Here is a 15587-nt window from a genome sequence, read left to right on the forward strand (position 1 = left end):
CGAAACCTCGCAACCGACGTCGGCGAAGCGGCGGGTTTCCCTTTGCGGTGAACGTGTTCTGTCCAGTTGCGAAGGAGTTCCCGGTCGCCGCACTGGTGAAATCGACCGAGGTCAGGCTCGGCGTCGAGTGATCTAGGGCAGCACCCGGCACAGCGCCGCCAGCGCGCCCGACCACGCGCTGGCCGACGGGGTGCTGTAGCCGATCACCAGGGCGTCGCGGTCCGCGGGCGCGTCGGGATGGCGGAACGCGCCGAGCCCGTGCATGGCCAGCCCCTGCCACGCGGACCCCTGCACCACCGCGTCTTCCTCCCCGGACGGGACGTCCACCAGCACCTGCAAGCCGGCGGACAGCCCGGTCACCCGCGTGTTCGGCGCGTGCTCGGCCAGTGCCGCGACGAGCTGGTCGCGCCGGCGGCGGTAGTGCAGCCGCATCGCGCGGATGTGCCGGTCGTAGCTGCCCGAGGTGATGAACTCGGCCATGGCGAGCTGGTCGAGCACGCCGGAGAACGGGTCGCGGTCGCCCTTGACCTCGGCGGCGGCCCTGGCGATCCGCGGCGGCAGCACCATCCAGCCCAGCCGGAGTCCCGGGGCGAGCGCTTTGCTTGTGGTGCCAAGGTAAATCACGTGCTCCGGGTCGAGTCCCTGCATCGCGCCGACCGGGCTGCGGTCGTAGCGGAACTCGCCGTCGTAGTCGTCCTCCAGCACCAGGCCGCCGGTCCGGCGCGCCCAGTCCACCACCGCGGCGCGGCGGTCCGGATGCAGCGCGACGCCGGTGGGGAACTGGTGCGACGGCGTCAGCAACACCGCGCCGACGTCGGGCAGGTCGTCGAGGCGTTCGACTTTCGCGCCGTCGGAGTCCACCGGCAGCTGCGGAGTGTCGAGACCGACCTTCGCGAGATGCGCGCGATGTACCTGCAGGCCGTACGACTCGACGGCGACTGCTCGCGTTTCACGTTGCTTCAGTACTTCGGCGAGCACGATGAGACTGTGCGACGTACCGGTGCAGAGCATGATCTGGTCCGGGTGTGCGCGTACGCCGCGCGTACGGGCGAGGTACGCGGCTACGGCTTCACGTAGCTCTGGACGGCCGTACGGACCGCCGTAGCCGAACGCGTCGTCTGGCGCGTCGGTCAGGGCGCGGCGCGCGGCTTTAAGCCAGTCTGCGCGGGGGAACGCGGACAGATCGGGTTGTCCGGGGCGTAGGTCGTGCACGATCCGGTGCCGCGAAGCAGGCTTCGGCACGGCCGGTGCGGGCGCGATCTCGGCGCGCGGGGCAACCCGGGTTGCGGCGCCTTGCCGCGCGGTGAGCCAGCCTTCGGCGACGAGTTCCGCATACGCTTGCGCCACGGTGTTCCGGGCGATTCCGAGATCCGCGCCGAGCGTGCGGCTGGACGGCAGTTTCGCGCCCGGGGTGAGCCGTCCGGTGCGGATGGCGTCCCGCAGGGCCTCCATCAGACCGTCGCGCAGGCGAGGCCCGCGCAGGTCGAGGTGGAGGTCTTCACTCAGCGAACTGGCCCACTCCGCGCGCACGGAAATGGACCATAACAGAGTGCCAATCGCTCGTAGGGTCGAAGTTATGACAACGACAGAACGACTTCCGGTGCAACCGCCCCGCCTCAAGATGGCGGAACTGGCGCCCGAGGCCTACAAGACGATGATCCGCCTCGACGCCGCGACCCGGCACGGCCTCGACCCGGCGCTGCGGCAGCTGGTGCTGATCCGGGCGTCGCAGATCAACCACTGCGCCTTCTGCATCGACATGCACTCGAAGGACGCGCTGGCCGCGGGCGAAACGAGCGAGCGCGTCATCCAGCTTTCCGCGTGGGAGGAGTCGAAGCACTTCTACACGGCGAAGGAGGTCGCCGCGCTGGAGCTGACCGAAGCGGTCACCGTGCTTACGGACGGCTTCGTGCCCGACGACGTCTTCGCCCGCGCCGCCGAGCATTTCGAGGACGCCGAACTGGCTCAGCTGATCGCGACGATCACCGTGATCAACGCGTGGAACCGGTTCGCGGTCACGACGCGGATGGTGCCCGGCGAATACGTTCCGGGGAAGCACTGACCTAGTGGTCTGGACCACCATGTGAGCAGGATCGCGGGACGGCATACCGCCGGTTTGCCCGGCGAAGGAAAAAGAGCGCCCGGAGTTTCGGGTGCTCTTTTCCGGGATTGGTGACTTAACCGATCCAGCGCGATTACTGAGTGTGCTTCGCTGGCCCGGTGCATCTAGAGGAGACTAAGTAAGCAGCTGCTTAACTACAAGGTGGGCAATGGTTCGGTGTCTTCTTGACCGCTTGTGACGGCGACTACTGACGGTGAGATTTACCCGCGAGGGTGAGGTCGATTCCGGATGCCGTAGTTAGCGTGGTCGGCGCGATCCAGGGACGGTTTCCCGGATCGCGTCCGCTCTCGCTGAAATGGGGTTCCGTGATGACCCGGGGTGACGCACCGGTGGTCTGGCTGATCGCCGGCACCCGGCCGGAGGCGATCAAAATGGCGCCGGTCGTGCAGGAGATGCGCCGGTCCGGACGGCTGGACCCGGTGCTCGTCGCGACCGGGCAGCATCCGGACCTGGTCGACCAGGTGCTCGCCGCGTTCTCGCTGACCCCGGACCTGCGGCTCACCCTGAACCGGGTCGACGGCGGTCAGCCCGAGCTGTTCTCGCAGCTGGTCACCGGCCTCGACGCACTCGCCGCGCAGCGTCCGCCCGCGGCGGTGCTCGTGCAGGGCGACACGACGTCCACTGTGGCCGGTGCGATGGTCGCGTTCTGGCGCAAGATTCCCGTGGTGCACCTGGAAGCCGGGCTGCGCTCGTTCGATCTGCAGTCGCCGTTCCCGGAGGAGCTGAACCGGCGGCTGGTCACGCAGACCGCGAGCCTGCACCTGGCCCCGACTCCGGCGGCCGCGCAGAACCTGCGTGCCGAGAGCATCGACGACAGTGTCCTCTTGGCTACCGGAAACACTGTGGTGGACGCGATTTCCCGGGTGACGGACCGCGGAGTGTCCTTTGCCGGCAGTGCCGTTGCCGACGTGGTCGAGTCGGCGACGCGGGGCGAGTGCCGGTTGGTTCTGGTGACCGCGCACCGCCGGGAGTCCTGGGGCGAGCCGTTGACGCGCATTCTGTCCGCTGTGGACACGCTGCTGGCGCGGCATCCGGACGTTCGCGTGCTGCTGCCGATGCATCCGAACCCGGCTGTGCAAGAGGCGGTGCGCAAAGCGCTGGCTGGCCACCCGCGCGTGGTGCTGACCCCGGCGTTGCCGTATGAGCAGACCGCGGCGGCGATCGCGGCGAGTTCGCTTGTGCTGTCGGATTCCGGTGGCATTCAAGAAGAAGCGCCGACGTTCAAGGTTCCGGTGCTGGTACTGCGGGACACGACGGAACGGATGGAAGCCGTCAACGCCGGGTGTGCGAAGCTCGTCGGAACGGACGCCGACCTCATTGTGGACACCGCGTCGAAGCTGTTGACCGATCCGGCGCAGCGGGCGGCGATGAGCACGCGCGCCAACCCGTTCGGCGACGGCCGGGCTGCGGAACGCACCGAACAGGCGGTGGCCTGGCTGCTCGGGCTCACCGCTGAATTGCCGGAGCCGTTCGTCCCGGAGCGGGTTGAGGTCGTGCAGTGAAGCAACGATTCCCGGCGTGGTTGCGGCTCGGGATGATTGTCATCGCGGTGGTCAGCCTGGTGGGCGGGATCGTCGTGGTGGTCTCGGACGACGGCTCCGGTTCGGAAGCGGCGTCTCCGATCGAACCGGTGCTGCGGCAGCCGAAAATCGGTCTGGCCGGCCCGGGCGGGCGGGACGACCGGCGCACGTTGGTGCTCTTCGACGACGGGCGGCGGTTGCGGCCGAGTCCGCCCGCGACCCAGGTCGCCGAGGAGGCGCAGGCCAACGCGATCCAGACGGCGAACCTCGTTTCCCGTTCTACTGCTTGGCGAATGCTGCCCGCCGCGGACTACCGGAGCGGCCAGCTGAACGAGTACCAGGCGGTCGTCTACGTCGGCACGGTCTACGACGCGCAGCTCCCGCCCGCGTTGCTGGACGACCTGAGCCGGACCCGGCTGCCGGTGGTGTGGATGGGCAGCAACATCTGGCAGCTGTTCGACCACACGCCGGCGCTCGCCGGAAAGTGGGGTTGGACGTGGGCTCCGTTCCGGGAGGACAAAGTCACGACGGTGTCCTATCGGGACACTGACCTGCGGCGAGATCCCAATGCCGGCGTCGATGTCGTGGGCGTGCGGGTGACGTCGCCGAAGGCGAAGGTGCTGGCGCAGGCGAAGTCCGCTGAGGGAGTGTCGTCGCCGTGGGCGGTCCACAGCGGATCGTTCACCTATCTCGCCGAAGTGCCGTATTCGTACGTCGGTGCGGGTGATCGCTATCTGGCGGCTGCGGACATTCTCCTTGGCGTGCTCGCGCCGGACGCTCCGGCGCGTCGACGTGCTCTCGTGCGGATCGAGGACATCGGTCCGCGCACGCCGCCTGTTGAAGTCCGGGCGATCACCGACTACCTCAGCGGGCACGGCGTGCCGTTCTCGCTAGCGGTGTATCCGTATTACGCGGACCCGCATGGTGCGGCGAACGGCGGTAAGCCGACGTTCGCGCGACTGGTGGACAGTCCGGAACTTGTTGCGGCACTGCGCGATGCGGTCGCGCGGGGCGGAACATTGGTGATGCACGGCTACAGTCACCAGTACAACGAGACCGACAATCCGTATTCGGGAACCAGCGCCGCGGACTACGAGTTCTATCGCGCGACCGTCGACCACCAGGACAACGTGCGGCTCAGCGGACCGGTGCCGGAGGATTCGCCGGAGTGGTTCCGCGGCCGCGTCGCGACTGGTCTCGCCGAGTTCGACCGGGTCGGGCTGCCTCGGCCGGATGCGTTCGAGTTCCCGCATTACGGCGGATCCGCTGTGGACTATCAGGAGGCCGGCCGGGTCTTCCCGATGCGGTACGACCGGGGAAGCTACTACGCCGGTCAGTGCGACGGCGGCCACTGTGGACGGACCGACGTGTCCTATCGCGAGGTATACGGCCAGTTCTTCCCGTATCCGGTCCGCGACCTCTACGGGACTGTCGTGGTGCCGGAGAACGTCGGGAACGTGGCTCCGGCCAAGTTCAACCAGCACGCCGCCCGCACCGCCGACGACATCCTGGCCGACGCGAAAACCCATCGCGTGGTGACCGACAGCGTCGTCAGTTTCTACTATCACTCGTTTCTCGGCATCAGCGACCTCCGGAAGGTGGTCGAAGGCATCGAGGGGCTCGGCTATCGCTTCGTGTCCCCGGCCGCTGTCGCTGCTTGAGTTTGTTCTGGAAGGAAAAGAAATGTCTGTCACCCGGGTCGCTCCTGCCGTCGTGTCCGCCGCCGCGATCGGTGTCGCACCGTTCCACGGGGTGCTGTGGTTTGTCCTGTCAGCGGCCGGATTCGTCGCGATGGCGTTCACGGTCCGTTCGGTCCGGCTGCGTGCCAGCGGTTCCCGGGGCCGGCACGCGGCATGACGCAGTCGTGGTGGTTCGTGCTGCTGCTCTGCTGGTGGCCGGTCCACAACCTGGTACTGGCGGCCTTCGCCTGGCGCGCGCCGCGGCCCGCGACTGAACGCGCGTCGCGCCCGTTGCTGTTCTGGATCGTTATTCCGGCGTTGAACGAAGAACGCGTTATCGCCAACACGGTGCGACACGCATTACGGCTGGGAACGTCCGAAACTCCGGTGCGAGTGCTGGTCATCGACGACGGATCTGATGACGCTACTCCAGAGATCGTCGCGGGCATCGCTGATGATCGGTTGCATATGCTGCGGCGTGACTTGCCTCAGGCGCGACGCGGAAAGGGCGAAGCGCTCAACGCGGGTTATCGCTACATCGACGTCATTGCCGAGCGGGAGGGCACGGTTTCCCAGACTGTCGTGGGCATCATCGACGGTGACGGGCGCGGCAGCGCGGGGCTGCTCACTGAGGTGGCGGCGATGCTGCGCAGCCGCGGCGTCGGTGCGGTGCAGTGCCGGGTGCGAATCCACAATAGACACCGGTTGCTGGCGTTTTTGCAGGACTTGGAATTCGGCGCGATCGCGGATGCTTCGCAGTCGTTGCGGGACGTGCTCGGCAGTGTCGGGATGGGCGGCAACGGGCAGTTCACGCGACTGTCGGTATTGCGGAAGTTCGGGCCGTCTCCGTGGAGCGATTGTCTGGTCGAGGATCTTGAGCTGGGCCTGCGGCTGCACCTGGCCGGAGTGCGGATCCGGTACACGCAACGGGCTTGGGTGACCCAGCAGGGGCTGGAAGACGCGCGCCGCCTGCTTCGGCAGCGGACCCGGTGGGCGCAAGGGAATCTTCAGTGCTCACGGCATTTGCGCAGTCTCGCGACCTCTCGATTCATTGCCGGGACCGGATTGTTCGACTTCCTGGTCTATCTGGTCGTGCCGTGGCTGACTGTTCCGCTGTCGTTGATCGCCGCGGCGCTGCTGGTGATCGTGCCCGCGGCGTTGCTGACCGGGAACACGTTCGGCGGTTTGGTCGCGGAGACCGGGAACCTGGCGCAGGCGGTGGCGTGGTGGCTGGCTGCCTTGCTGCTGCCCGGGATCATGTGGGCGATCGTCTACTTTGTCCGGTTGCGCGACGAACCCCTGCACCGCGCGTTGCTGGCCGGATTGTGCTATCCGGCGTTCCTGTTGCTCGGCGTGCTGGCGACGTGGCGGGCGGTGTTCCGGATCGTCCTGAAACGGAACGTGTGGGCGAAAACGGAAAGGCTGGCAGAGTTGCCAGCCTGACCGTCCTCAGAGAGTGCGCAGCAGTCGCACGGGGTTTTCGATGCAGTCGGCGACGAACCGGAGGAAGCCGCCCGCGGTGCCGCCGTCGCAGACGCGGTGATCGAACGCCAGTGTCAGCTCGGTGATCTTGCGCGCGGTGACCTGACCGTCCACAATCCACGGCCGGTCGATGATGCGGCCGACGCCGAGGATCGCCACCTCCGGGTAGTTGATGATGGCGGCCGAACCGTCCACTCCGAACACACCGTAGTTGTTCACGGTGAACGTGCCGCCGGTGAGGTCGGCCGGGGCGAGGCGTCCGGCGCGGGCCTGTTCGGTGCGGTCGGCGAGCGCGGCGGAGAGGTCTTCCAGGGTGTGCTGGTGCGCGTTCTGGACGACCGGGACGACCAGACCGCGGTCGGTCTGCGCGGCGAAGCCGAGGTGCACGGCGGACGGGATGACGATCTCGTCGCCTTCCAGATGCGCGTTCAGTTCGGGGAACCGGCGCAGTCCCGCGACGGCGAACCGGCCGATGAGCGCGAGCAGGCTGATCTTCGGGGCGTGCGGATCGCTGTTGAGCGCGGCGCGCAACTGCAGCAGTTCGGTCGCGTCGACATCCACCCAGACGGTCGCCTCGGGGATTTCGCGGCGGGAGCGGGCGAGTTTGTCGGCGACGGTTTTGCGCAGGCCGCGCAGGGGGATTCGCTGCTCGTCCGAGGTCGAGGCCGGGGCCGCTGGGGTCTCGGTGGCGGCGATCGCGCGCTCGACGTCGGCGCGGCTCACGATGCCGCCGGTGCCGGTCCCAATGAGGGCGTGAAGGTCTACTCCGGACTCGCGGGCGAGGCGACGGACCAGCGGCGACACGACGCGAATACGGTCCGAAGTGGACTTCGGTGCGGGAGCTGGTGCGGTCGCCGGTGCCTTGCTGCCGCGCGGCCGTCGCGCGCGCCGAGTGCGCGTTTGGCTGGTGCCGTATCCGATCAGCACGTTCCCGCTGCCCTCCGGCGTCACGACGCCGGGTTCGGTGAAGTCCGCGGCACTGTCCACTGTGATCAACGGGCTGCCGACGGTCAGCACTTCGCCCGCTGCTCCGTGCAGCGTCGCGACCCGGCCCGCGAACGGCACCGGAACCTCGACGCTCGCCTTCGCGGTCTCGACCTCCACGACGGTCTGGTCCACGGTGACGGTGTCGCCGACCTGGACGTGCCACGCGACGATCTCCGCCTCGGTCAAGCCTTCGCCAAGGTCCGGCAGTTTAAAGACGGCCATCACTTCTCCCCGTCGAGCGGTGCCGCGTCGTCCCACTGGAGGCGTTCGATCGCGTCCAGGATCCGGTCGACGCCCGGCAGGTGGTGCTGTTCCAGATTCGGTGCGGGATAAGGAATGTCGAATCCGGCGACGCGCAGCACCGGCGCTTCCAGGTAATGGAAACAGTGCTCGGAAAGCTGCGCGGCGACTTCGGCCCCGTAACCGCAGAATCGGCTCGCCTCGTGCACCACGATCGCGCGACCGGTGCGCCGCACGGACGCGGCGACTGTTTCCAGATCGAATGGCGCGAGGCTGCGAAGATCGATTACCTCGGCGTCGTAGCCTTCTTCGGCGGCCGCTTCGGCAGCTTCGAGCGTGGTGCCGAGTGCGCCGCCGTAGGAAATGAGGGTGACGTCGCTGCCCGCGCGGCGAATCACCGCTTTGTCGAGACCGGGCGAACGGCGTTGCGGGTCAACGGTTTCCTTTTCCCAATACCGGCGCTTGGGTTCCAGGAAAATGACCGGGTCCGGGCTGTTGATCGCTTCGCGCAGCAGGGTGTAGGCGTCGCCCGGCGTGGCCGGAGTGACGACGCGCAGGCCGGCCGTGTGCGTGTAGTAGACCTCGGACGAGTCGCAGTGGTGCTCGACGCCGCCGATGCCGCCGCCGTAGGGCACGCGGATCACCACGGGCAGTTCGACCTGGCCCTTGGTGCGGTTGCGGAGTTTGGCGAGGTGGCTGGTGATCTGCTCGAACGCGGGGTAGGCGAACGCGTCGAACTGCATCTCGATCACCGGGCGCAGGCCGTTCATCGCCATCCCGATCGCGGTGCCGACGATGCCCGATTCGGCGAGCGGCGAGTCGAAGACGCGAGCGTCGCCGAAGCGCGCGGCGAGTCCGTCGGTGACGCGGAAGACGCCGCCGAGAGTGCCGACGTCCTCGCCGAAGACGAGCACGCGTTCGTCCTCGGCCAGTGCATCGGCGAGCGCGCGGTTGAGTGCCCCGGCGAGGGACAGCGTTGTGTCGAGAGTCGCGGTCATGCCTGGTCCTCGGTGTTCTCGTGCGCCAGTTCGGCGGCCTGCTGGCGCAACGCGGCGGTCGGTTCGGCGTAGACGTGCCGGAAGAGGTCCGCCGGGTCGAGCTCGGTGTCGACGTTCATCCGCTCGCGCAGCACCGCTGCTTCCTCCTCGGCGCGCGCGTCGATCTCCTGCTGCGTCTTGTCGTCGAGGAGGCCACGGTCGGTGAGGTACTGCTTGAGGCGGCTGATCGGATCGCGCGTGAGCCACTGCTCCACTTCGGCCTTCTCGCGGTAGCGCGTCGCGTCGTCGGCGTTGGTGTGCGACTCCATGCGATAGGTGACAGCTTCGATGAGCGTCGGTCCTTCGCCAGCCGCGGCGCGTGCGACAGCCTGCTCGACGGCAGCGTGTACGGCGGCAGCGTCGTTGCCGTCAACGAGCACGGAGGGCATGCCGTAGCCGACGCCCTTGTACGCGAGCGAAGGAGCGGCGGTCTGCTTCTCGAGCGGGACGCTGATGGCGTAGCCGTTGTTCTGTACGAGGAAGACCACCGGTGCCTTCCAGACAGCGGCAAAGTTCAGCGCTTCGTGCGTGTCGCCTTCGCTGGTGGCACCGTCGCCGACGAGAACGAGCGAGACCGTGTCCTCGCCCTTCACGCGCGCTGCGTGCGCGAAGCCGACCGCGTGCAGCGTGTTGGTAGCGAGAGGCGTGCACTGCGGGGCGACGTTGGCGCGGTACGGGTCGTAGCCGCAGTGCCAGTCGCCGCGCAGCAGCGTGAGCACTTCGACCGGGTCGACGCCGCGCGCGACGACGGCCATCGAGTCGCGGTAGGTGGGGAAAAGCCAGTCCTGCGGACGAAGCGCGAGGATCGAGCCGATCTCGGCGGCCTCCTGTCCGCGTGCCGACGGGTACACCGCGAGCCGGCCCTGTTTGGTGAGCGCGGTGGCCTGGGTGTCGAAGCGGCGTCCGGAAACCATGCCGCGGTAGAGGCGGAGGAGGACGTCGTCCGCGGGCATCGCGAGCGCCGGGTCGGGCGCGGGCGTGCCGTCGGCGGTCACGAGGCCGAGCGGCTCGTCGCTGGGCAGGAAACAGGACGCGGCAGTGCGTTCCGTAGTGGTCACCGACAGCTCCCATCGACAAAGACGAGTAGACCCTGATACTCGCTGTCAGGCGATCAGGGATCCAGACTTGACGGAGAACTGTGGAATGATGGCCTGGTTGACAGGTTGTGGTTGGACGATTGGCTTGCGAGGTGGCGCGGATGTCCCAGCCGGGTGGACAAATGGCAGCGGCGCTGGACGAGGTCGACTTGAAACTGATCGCCGAGCTGAAGAAAGACGGTCGCGCCTCGATGCGCGCCCTCGCCGAACGCGCGCACATTTCGCGGGCCGGTTGCTACACGCGGGTGGAGCGGCTGCACCGCGAGGGCGTGATCACGGGGTACGCGGCGGTCACCGATCCGCGCCGGATGGGGCAGGGTTTGGCGGCGTACGTGTACTTGAAGGTCACGCAGAACTCGTGGCGCACGGTGAGCGCGGAGCTCAAGCACATCCCGGAAATCGAACACGGCGGCCTGGTGTCCGGGGACAACGATCTGATCCTGTTCGTGCGGACCCGTGACGCGGACAGCCTGCGGGACTTGGTGTTCGAACGGTTGCAGAACATGCCGGACGTGCTCTCGACGCACACCGTGCTGGTCTTCGACGAGCTGTGAGCCTTCGTCAGGCCGGTTTCACCAGGTAGACGGCGAGCTGGTAGACCCCGGTGGCTTCGAACGGCATCGGCGTGCGGCGGTACCCGGCGCGTTCGTAGAGGGCGATGTTGCGTTCGCTGGACGCTCCGGTGAAGAGGACGAACTGCTTCGTCTCCGGCGGAGCGTGCCGCTCGGCGTGTTCGAGGAGCAACCGCCCGAGGCCGCGCCCGGCGAGGTCCGGAGCGACCATCAAACGGCCGATCTCCCAGCCGCCGTCCTCGACGGTGCGGGCGCGGACTGCCCCGACGAGCCGGTGTCCCTGCCGGACGATCCAGCTGCGCCAGGTCTTGATCGCCTCGCGGACCTCGGCGAGGTCCTCCCTCAGCGCGGGATGCTCCAGGGTGTTGTTGAGCAGGGCTTCCTGCACCCAGCAACACCGCTGGAGCACCATCAGCTCGGCGGCGTCGTCGGGGGTCGCGGGGAGCAGGGTCGCGCCGGGGAGGGTTTCGAGGTCCACCTGTTCTGTTCTAGCACCGGTTCAGGGGAGTCGGGGGTCACGAGCCAAGAACGAACTCCGTGCCGAACGGATCCTTGATGGTCACCATGCGTCCGTAGGGGCTGTCCTGTGCCTCGACGACCTCGCCGCCGTGCTCGACCGCCCGTGCGCCTGCCGCGTCGGCGTCGGTGGCGAGGAACAGGGTGCCCCAGGTCGGTGCCGCGGCGGACGGGTCGCCGAAGACGCCGCCGATTTCGTGGCCGTCCGGGCGGCGGAGGAAGGTGAAGTCGACGCCGGGCAGGTCGTCGTTGCCGTCGAGGGTGAAGGCGAAGACCTCGCAGTAGAAGTCGCGGGCTGGTTTGGCGGCTGGCGTGACGAGGTCGTTGCGCAGCAGAGTGCTGGGTTCGTTGACGAGCCGGGCACCGGGGAGCTCGCGGCCTTGCCAGAGCCCGAACCGCGCGCCGCCCGGATCCTCCGCGACGGCGATACGGGCGTGCTCTCCGTCGTCGTGGGGTTGGTCAAGGAGCTTGCCTCCCGCGGTGGTGACGGCTTTGGCGGTGCTGTCGCAGTCGTCGGTCGCGAAGTAGACGGTCCAGGCCGGTCGAGGGTCGGCTCCTTGGCGCAGGCCAGCGACGGGTAGGTCACGCAGCAGGCAGTGGTCGCCGTCGAAGGTCCAGCTGAGGACCGCGCCGTAGAAGCGTTGCGCGCGGTCCAGGTCTGGCACGGCGAGGTCGATCCAGGTCGGGGTGCCGAGCGGCTGGTTGCGGTCGACGGTGCTCATCGGGGTCCCTTCGTCGGTGATAGCGGCGACGCTAGGGCCGATCGCGGACAGCTGCGGTCCTCGACCGCTCACCATGTGGGAGGCAGTGGCCGGGCCCGGCCCGGGACACGCATTCTGGACGGGCACCCCGGATCTGGAATGGCAGGCGAGAATGAGCACGTCCCCGCTCGAAAACCCCGCTTGGGCCGCGCTGAGCGGCCCGCACGCTTCGTTCGCGGAGCAGAAGGGGCAGGTGCTGCGGTATCCGGTGGATGTCTCTCCGTTCCTCGCCGTGCCCGACCAGCCGGACGAACACGTGTGGCACGACATCGCCGACCTCGTCGGACCGGGCTCGTCGACGGTCGTGGTCGGGAAGGTCGGGACGCCGCCGCCCGCGGGCTGGACGGTGGAGTCCGAGATCGCCGGTGTGCAGATGGACGGTTCGGCCGCCCCCGCTGCCGCCGACCCGGAAGCGGTGCGCCTGACCGAGGCGGACGTGCCGGAAATGCTCGACCTGGTGTCGCGGACGAAGCCCGGCCCGTTCCTGCCCCGGACGATCGCCCTGGGTGCCTACCTGGGCATCCGCCGCGACGGTGCACTGGTGGCGATGGCGGGCGAGCGGCTGCACGCGCCGGGATGGACCGAGATCAGCGCGGTGTGCACCGACCCGGCGTTCCAAGGGCAGGGCTTGGCGGCCCGGCTGGTCCTCGCGGTGGCCGCGGGGATCCGGGAACGCGGCGAGCGGCCGTTCCTCCACGCGGCCGGGACGAACACCGGCGCGATCCGGTTGTACGAGAAGCTGGGGTTCCGGCTTGCTCGCGAGATGCAGTTCGGCGTTTACCGGGCTCCCTCGCTGTAGTCGGCGGTTCCGGCAGGCGGTGCAGTTGGTCGCGGTGGCCGACCTGCACCAGGTTGGCGTGCGTGACGCCAGCCATCGCTGACGGCTCTTCGGCGAAGGCTCCTTTCGGCCTAGGGGCGGACCTGACTGTCCATTGTGGATCTAGGGGGAGTTAGGGGTCGTTGCGCGCGGTGGGCGCGGTTACCGTGGGTCGGCGAAGAAGGATCCGTGGCCGGGTCGTCCCGGCGCAGACGTCGGAAAGGCGGTGGGACGACATGACGGGTAGCGCGAATTCCGACGAGGACAGCTGGTTTCGCCGCTTCCACACGTCGCCCGAGGCGAAGGCAAGGCTGGTGTGCTTGCCGCACGCCGGAGGTTCGGCTCCGTTCTACTTCCCGGTTTCGCGGGCGCTGACGCCGGACATCGAGGTGCTGGCGGTGCAGTACCCGGGCCGCCAGGACCGGCGGCACGAACCGTTCCTGACCACCGTCGACGCGCTGGCCGACCGGATCGCCGAGCTGCTGCGCGGCCGCGACGACCTGCCGCTCGCGCTGTTCGGGCACAGCATGGGCGCGATGATCGCCTTCGAGGTGACCCGGCGGCTGGAGGCCGCGGGCACCGAGGTGCACACGCTTTTCGTCTCCGGGCGCCGGGCACCGACGCGGCTTCGCAACGAGAACGTGCACACCCGCACCGACGACGGCGTGATCGACGAACTGCGCCGGTTGAGCGGCACCGAAATGGACCTGCTCGGCGACGACGACGTCGTGCGGATGATCCTTCCCGTGGTGCGCAACGACTATCGCGCCGTGGAGACCTACCAGTACCAGCCGGGCGCGCCGCTGGCCGCCCCGGTGGTCGCGTTCACCGGCACCGCCGACCCGGTCGCCTCGGTGGACGAGGTCCGGTCGTGGAGCGAGCACACTTCGGCGGGCTTCGAGCTGGTCCCGCTCGCCGGCGGGCATTTCTTCCTGACCCGGCACCAGGACGTGATTCTCCAGCACTTGACCGATCGGCTTGTCGACAAGGGGCGTGCACATGTCTGAGGCACTGGCGGTCGGATTTGACAGCAAGCTCGAGGAACTGCGGGAGATCAAGGAGGCCGCGCGCCGCGGTCCGGACGACGCCGCGACCGCTCGGCAGCACGACCGCGGCAAGCTGACCGCGCACGAGCGCATCGAACTGCTTCTCGACCCAGGTTCGTTCACCGAGATCGAGTCGTTGCGCCGGCACCGCGCGACGGCTTTCGGTCTCGAACACCGCAAACCGTACTCGGACGGCGTGGTGTGCGGCTGGGGAACGGTGTACGGACGCACGGTTTTCGTGTACGCCCACGACTTCCGCATTTTCGGCGGCGCGCTCGGCGAGGCGCACGCGCAGAAGATCCACAAGGTGATGGACCTCGCCGCGACGGCCGGGGCTCCGTTGGTGTCGCTGAACGATGGGGCCGGTGCGCGGATTCAGGAGGGCGTGACGGCGCTCGCCGGGTACGGCGGGATTTTCCAGCGCAACACCCGGTCTTCGGGAGTCATCCCGCAGATCTCGGTGATGCTCGGCCCGTGCGCGGGCGGTGCCGCTTATTCGCCCGCGTTGACGGATTTCGTCTTTATGGTGCGCGAAACGTCGCAGATGTTCATCACCGGCCCGGACGTGGTGCACGCGGTGACCGGCGAGGAGATCACCCAGAACGGTCTCGGCGGCGCGGACGTGCACGCCTCGACATCGGGGGTCGCCGCGTTCGTTTACGACGACGAACCCAGCTGTCTCGAGGACGTGCGGTATCTGATTTCGTTGCTGCCGTCCAACAACAACGAGGTGCCGCCGGTTGAGCCGACGGCCGATCCGGTGGATCGCCGCACGGACAAGCTGCTTGAGGTGGTGCCGACGGACGCGGCCCGCGCGTACGACATGTGTGCGGTGATCGAGGAAATCGTCGACGACGGCGAGTTTCTCCAGGTGCACGCCGGTTGGGCGACGAACGTGGTGTGTGCCTTGGCGCGGCTCGACGGGCACGTGGTCGGGATCGTGGCGAACCAGCCGGCGACTCTCGCCGGGGTGCTCGACATCGAGGCGAGCGAGAAGGCCGCGCGGTTCGTGCAAACCTGCGACGCGTTCAACATTCCGCTGGTGACGCTGGTCGACGTGCCGGGTTTCCTGCCCGGGGTGGACCAGGAACACGGCGGCATCATCCGGCACGGTGCGAAGCTGCTGTACTCCTACTGCAACGCGACGGTGCCGCGAGTGCAGGTGATCCTGCGCAAGGCCTATGGCGGCGCGTACATCGTGATGGACTCGCGGTCGATCGGCGCGGACGTTTCGCTCGCGTGGCCGACGAACGAGATCGCGGTGATGGGTGCCGAGGGCGCGGCCAACGTGATATTCCGGCGCGAGATCAACGCTGCCGACGACCCGGATGCGGTGCGGCGGCAGAAGATCAAGGAGTACAAGACCGAGCTGATGCACCCGTACTACGCGGCTGAACGCGGACTGGTGGACGACGTGATCGAGCCCGGCCGGACGCGGGAGATGCTGATCCGGTCGCTGTCGATGTTGCGGGCCAAGCACGCCGACGTTCCGGCGCGCAAGCACGGGAACCCGCCGATGTGATGGCGGCCCGGGTCGCGCGGTTAGGGACGGGGGATGTGATGGGGGCGGCGGAGTTGGAGGTTCTCGCCTCGGTTGGCGAGTCGGACGGTGCGCGGAGTGGGGCCGGCGGGGTGTCGGGTGGTTCTGGTTCGGCTGCCGGGACGCACGGTGAATGGTGCGAGGGGACGGCAGGGGACGCAGGTGTGGCCA

The 15587-nt window shown here is 68.3% G+C and carries 15 protein-coding genes; 9 read left to right on the forward strand and 6 right to left on the reverse strand.

The window, feature by feature from the left end; all coding sequences use genetic code 11:
• Positions 1 to 132 precede the first annotated feature (132 nt).
• The gene (locus PUT80_RS05840; protein ID WP_275291309.1) at positions 133 to 1530 is read right to left on the reverse strand and encodes a PLP-dependent aminotransferase family protein; all 1398 of its coding nucleotides are present in this window, start codon (positions 1528 to 1530) and stop codon (positions 133 to 135) included.
• Between the two features lie 46 nt (positions 1531 to 1576).
• Here PUT80_RS05840 and PUT80_RS05845 point away from each other — a divergent pair, with 46 nt between their 5' ends.
• The 5 genes from PUT80_RS05845 to PUT80_RS05865 all read left to right on the forward strand — a co-directional run bounded on the left by PUT80_RS05845 (position 1577) and on the right by PUT80_RS05865 (position 6764).
• Entirely contained in the window at positions 1577 to 2062 is a 486-nt protein-coding gene (locus PUT80_RS05845; protein ID WP_037810590.1) for a carboxymuconolactone decarboxylase family protein, read from the forward strand.
• Positions 2063 to 2430: 368 nt separating this feature from the next.
• On the forward strand, positions 2431 to 3624 hold the full coding sequence (gene wecB / locus PUT80_RS05850; RefSeq protein WP_275291310.1) for a UDP-N-acetylglucosamine 2-epimerase (non-hydrolyzing): 1194 nt from the start codon (positions 2431 to 2433) through the stop codon (positions 3622 to 3624).
• Positions 3621 to 5303, forward strand: a complete 1683-nt coding sequence (locus tag PUT80_RS05855) for a DUF2334 domain-containing protein (protein WP_275291311.1) — start codon at positions 3621 to 3623, stop codon at positions 5301 to 5303. The genes wecB and PUT80_RS05855 overlap by 4 nt, the downstream gene beginning before the upstream one ends.
• Before the next feature lie 22 nt (positions 5304 to 5325).
• Positions 5326 to 5499: a hypothetical protein gene (locus PUT80_RS05860; protein WP_238604575.1), complete on the forward strand. Its 174-nt coding sequence runs from the start codon at positions 5326 to 5328 to the stop codon at positions 5497 to 5499.
• Positions 5496 to 6764 carry a glycosyltransferase family 2 protein gene (locus PUT80_RS05865; protein ID WP_275291312.1) on the forward strand — a complete coding sequence of 423 codons (1269 nt, stop codon included), beginning with the start codon at positions 5496 to 5498 and terminating at the stop codon, positions 6762 to 6764. Before PUT80_RS05860 ends, PUT80_RS05865 begins: the two co-directional genes overlap by 4 nt.
• Before the next feature lie 6 nt (positions 6765 to 6770).
• Here the strand turns inward: PUT80_RS05865 and PUT80_RS05870 are convergent, their stop codons facing one another.
• From PUT80_RS05870 to pdhA, 3 genes are read right to left on the reverse strand one after another with little or no spacing between them, the layout of a single operon-like run.
• A complete protein-coding gene (locus PUT80_RS05870) occupies positions 6771 to 8012 on the reverse strand; it encodes a dihydrolipoamide acetyltransferase family protein (RefSeq protein WP_275291313.1) in 1242 nt (413 codons plus the stop codon).
• Positions 8012 to 9028 (reverse strand): alpha-ketoacid dehydrogenase subunit beta, encoded by a 1017-nt coding sequence (locus tag PUT80_RS05875; protein WP_275291314.1) that lies wholly within the window; start codon positions 9026 to 9028, stop codon positions 8012 to 8014. Before PUT80_RS05875 ends, PUT80_RS05870 begins: the two co-directional genes overlap by 1 nt.
• Entirely contained in the window at positions 9025 to 10125 is a 1101-nt protein-coding gene (gene pdhA / locus PUT80_RS05880; protein WP_275291315.1) for a pyruvate dehydrogenase (acetyl-transferring) E1 component subunit alpha, read from the reverse strand. The genes PUT80_RS05875 and pdhA overlap by 4 nt, the downstream gene beginning before the upstream one ends.
• Positions 10126 to 10265: 140 nt before the next feature.
• Between pdhA and PUT80_RS05885 the strand changes: the two genes are divergently transcribed.
• The gene (locus tag PUT80_RS05885; protein WP_199786023.1) at positions 10266 to 10718 is read left to right on the forward strand and encodes an Lrp/AsnC family transcriptional regulator; all 453 of its coding nucleotides are present in this window, start codon (positions 10266 to 10268) and stop codon (positions 10716 to 10718) included.
• A gap of 7 nt (positions 10719 to 10725) precedes the next feature.
• Here PUT80_RS05885 and PUT80_RS05890 read toward each other — a convergent pair whose 3' ends face one another.
• Positions 10726 to 11214: a GNAT family N-acetyltransferase gene (locus tag PUT80_RS05890; protein ID WP_106961461.1), complete on the reverse strand. Its 489-nt coding sequence runs from the start codon at positions 11212 to 11214 to the stop codon at positions 10726 to 10728.
• A 37-nt stretch (positions 11215 to 11251) separates the two neighbouring features.
• Positions 11252 to 11974 (reverse strand): VOC family protein, encoded by a 723-nt coding sequence (locus PUT80_RS05895; protein WP_275291316.1) that lies wholly within the window; start codon positions 11972 to 11974, stop codon positions 11252 to 11254.
• A gap of 151 nt (positions 11975 to 12125) precedes the next feature.
• Between PUT80_RS05895 and PUT80_RS05900 the strand changes: the two genes are divergently transcribed.
• From PUT80_RS05900 to PUT80_RS05910, 3 genes are all read left to right on the forward strand, one after another.
• Positions 12126 to 12812, forward strand: a complete 687-nt coding sequence (locus tag PUT80_RS05900; RefSeq protein WP_275291317.1) for a GNAT family N-acetyltransferase — start codon at positions 12126 to 12128, stop codon at positions 12810 to 12812.
• Between the two features lie 254 nt (positions 12813 to 13066).
• A complete protein-coding gene (locus tag PUT80_RS05905; protein WP_275291318.1) occupies positions 13067 to 13837 on the forward strand; it encodes an alpha/beta fold hydrolase in 771 nt (256 codons plus the stop codon).
• Entirely contained in the window at positions 13830 to 15398 is a 1569-nt protein-coding gene (locus PUT80_RS05910; protein WP_275291319.1) for an acyl-CoA carboxylase subunit beta, read from the forward strand. The genes PUT80_RS05905 and PUT80_RS05910 overlap by 8 nt, the downstream gene beginning before the upstream one ends.
• The last annotated feature ends 189 nt before the right edge of the window (positions 15399 to 15587 follow it).

Origin of the sequence: Amycolatopsis sp. La24, from assembly GCF_029087445.1 — a bacterium.
GTDB classification, from domain to species: domain Bacteria; phylum Actinomycetota; class Actinomycetes; order Mycobacteriales; family Pseudonocardiaceae; genus Amycolatopsis; species Amycolatopsis nivea.

Excerpts from the sequence above, each read along its gene's own strand:
- PUT80_RS05845 (WP_037810590.1), top strand. The coding sequence starts at position 1,577 with ATGACAACGACAGAACGACTTCCGGTGCAACCGCCCCGCCTCAAGATG.
- wecB (WP_275291310.1), top strand. The coding sequence starts at position 2,431 with ATGACCCGGGGTGACGCACCGGTGGTCTGGCTGATCGCCGGCACCCGG.
- PUT80_RS05860 (WP_238604575.1), top strand. The coding sequence starts at position 5,326 with ATGTCTGTCACCCGGGTCGCTCCTGCCGTCGTGTCCGCCGCCGCGATC.
- PUT80_RS05865 (WP_275291312.1), top strand. The coding sequence starts at position 5,496 with ATGACGCAGTCGTGGTGGTTCGTGCTGCTGCTCTGCTGGTGGCCGGTC.
- PUT80_RS05870 (WP_275291313.1), bottom strand. The coding sequence starts at position 8,012 with ATGGCCGTCTTTAAACTGCCGGACCTTGGCGAAGGCTTGACCGAGGCG.
- PUT80_RS05875 (WP_275291314.1), bottom strand. The coding sequence starts at position 9,028 with ATGACCGCGACTCTCGACACAACGCTGTCCCTCGCCGGGGCACTCAAC.
- PUT80_RS05885 (WP_199786023.1), top strand. The coding sequence starts at position 10,266 with ATGTCCCAGCCGGGTGGACAAATGGCAGCGGCGCTGGACGAGGTCGAC.
- PUT80_RS05895 (WP_275291316.1), bottom strand. The coding sequence starts at position 11,974 with ATGAGCACCGTCGACCGCAACCAGCCGCTCGGCACCCCGACCTGGATC.
- PUT80_RS05900 (WP_275291317.1), top strand. The coding sequence starts at position 12,126 with ATGAGCACGTCCCCGCTCGAAAACCCCGCTTGGGCCGCGCTGAGCGGC.
- PUT80_RS05905 (WP_275291318.1), top strand. The coding sequence starts at position 13,067 with ATGACGGGTAGCGCGAATTCCGACGAGGACAGCTGGTTTCGCCGCTTC.
- PUT80_RS05910 (WP_275291319.1), top strand. The coding sequence starts at position 13,830 with ATGTCTGAGGCACTGGCGGTCGGATTTGACAGCAAGCTCGAGGAACTG.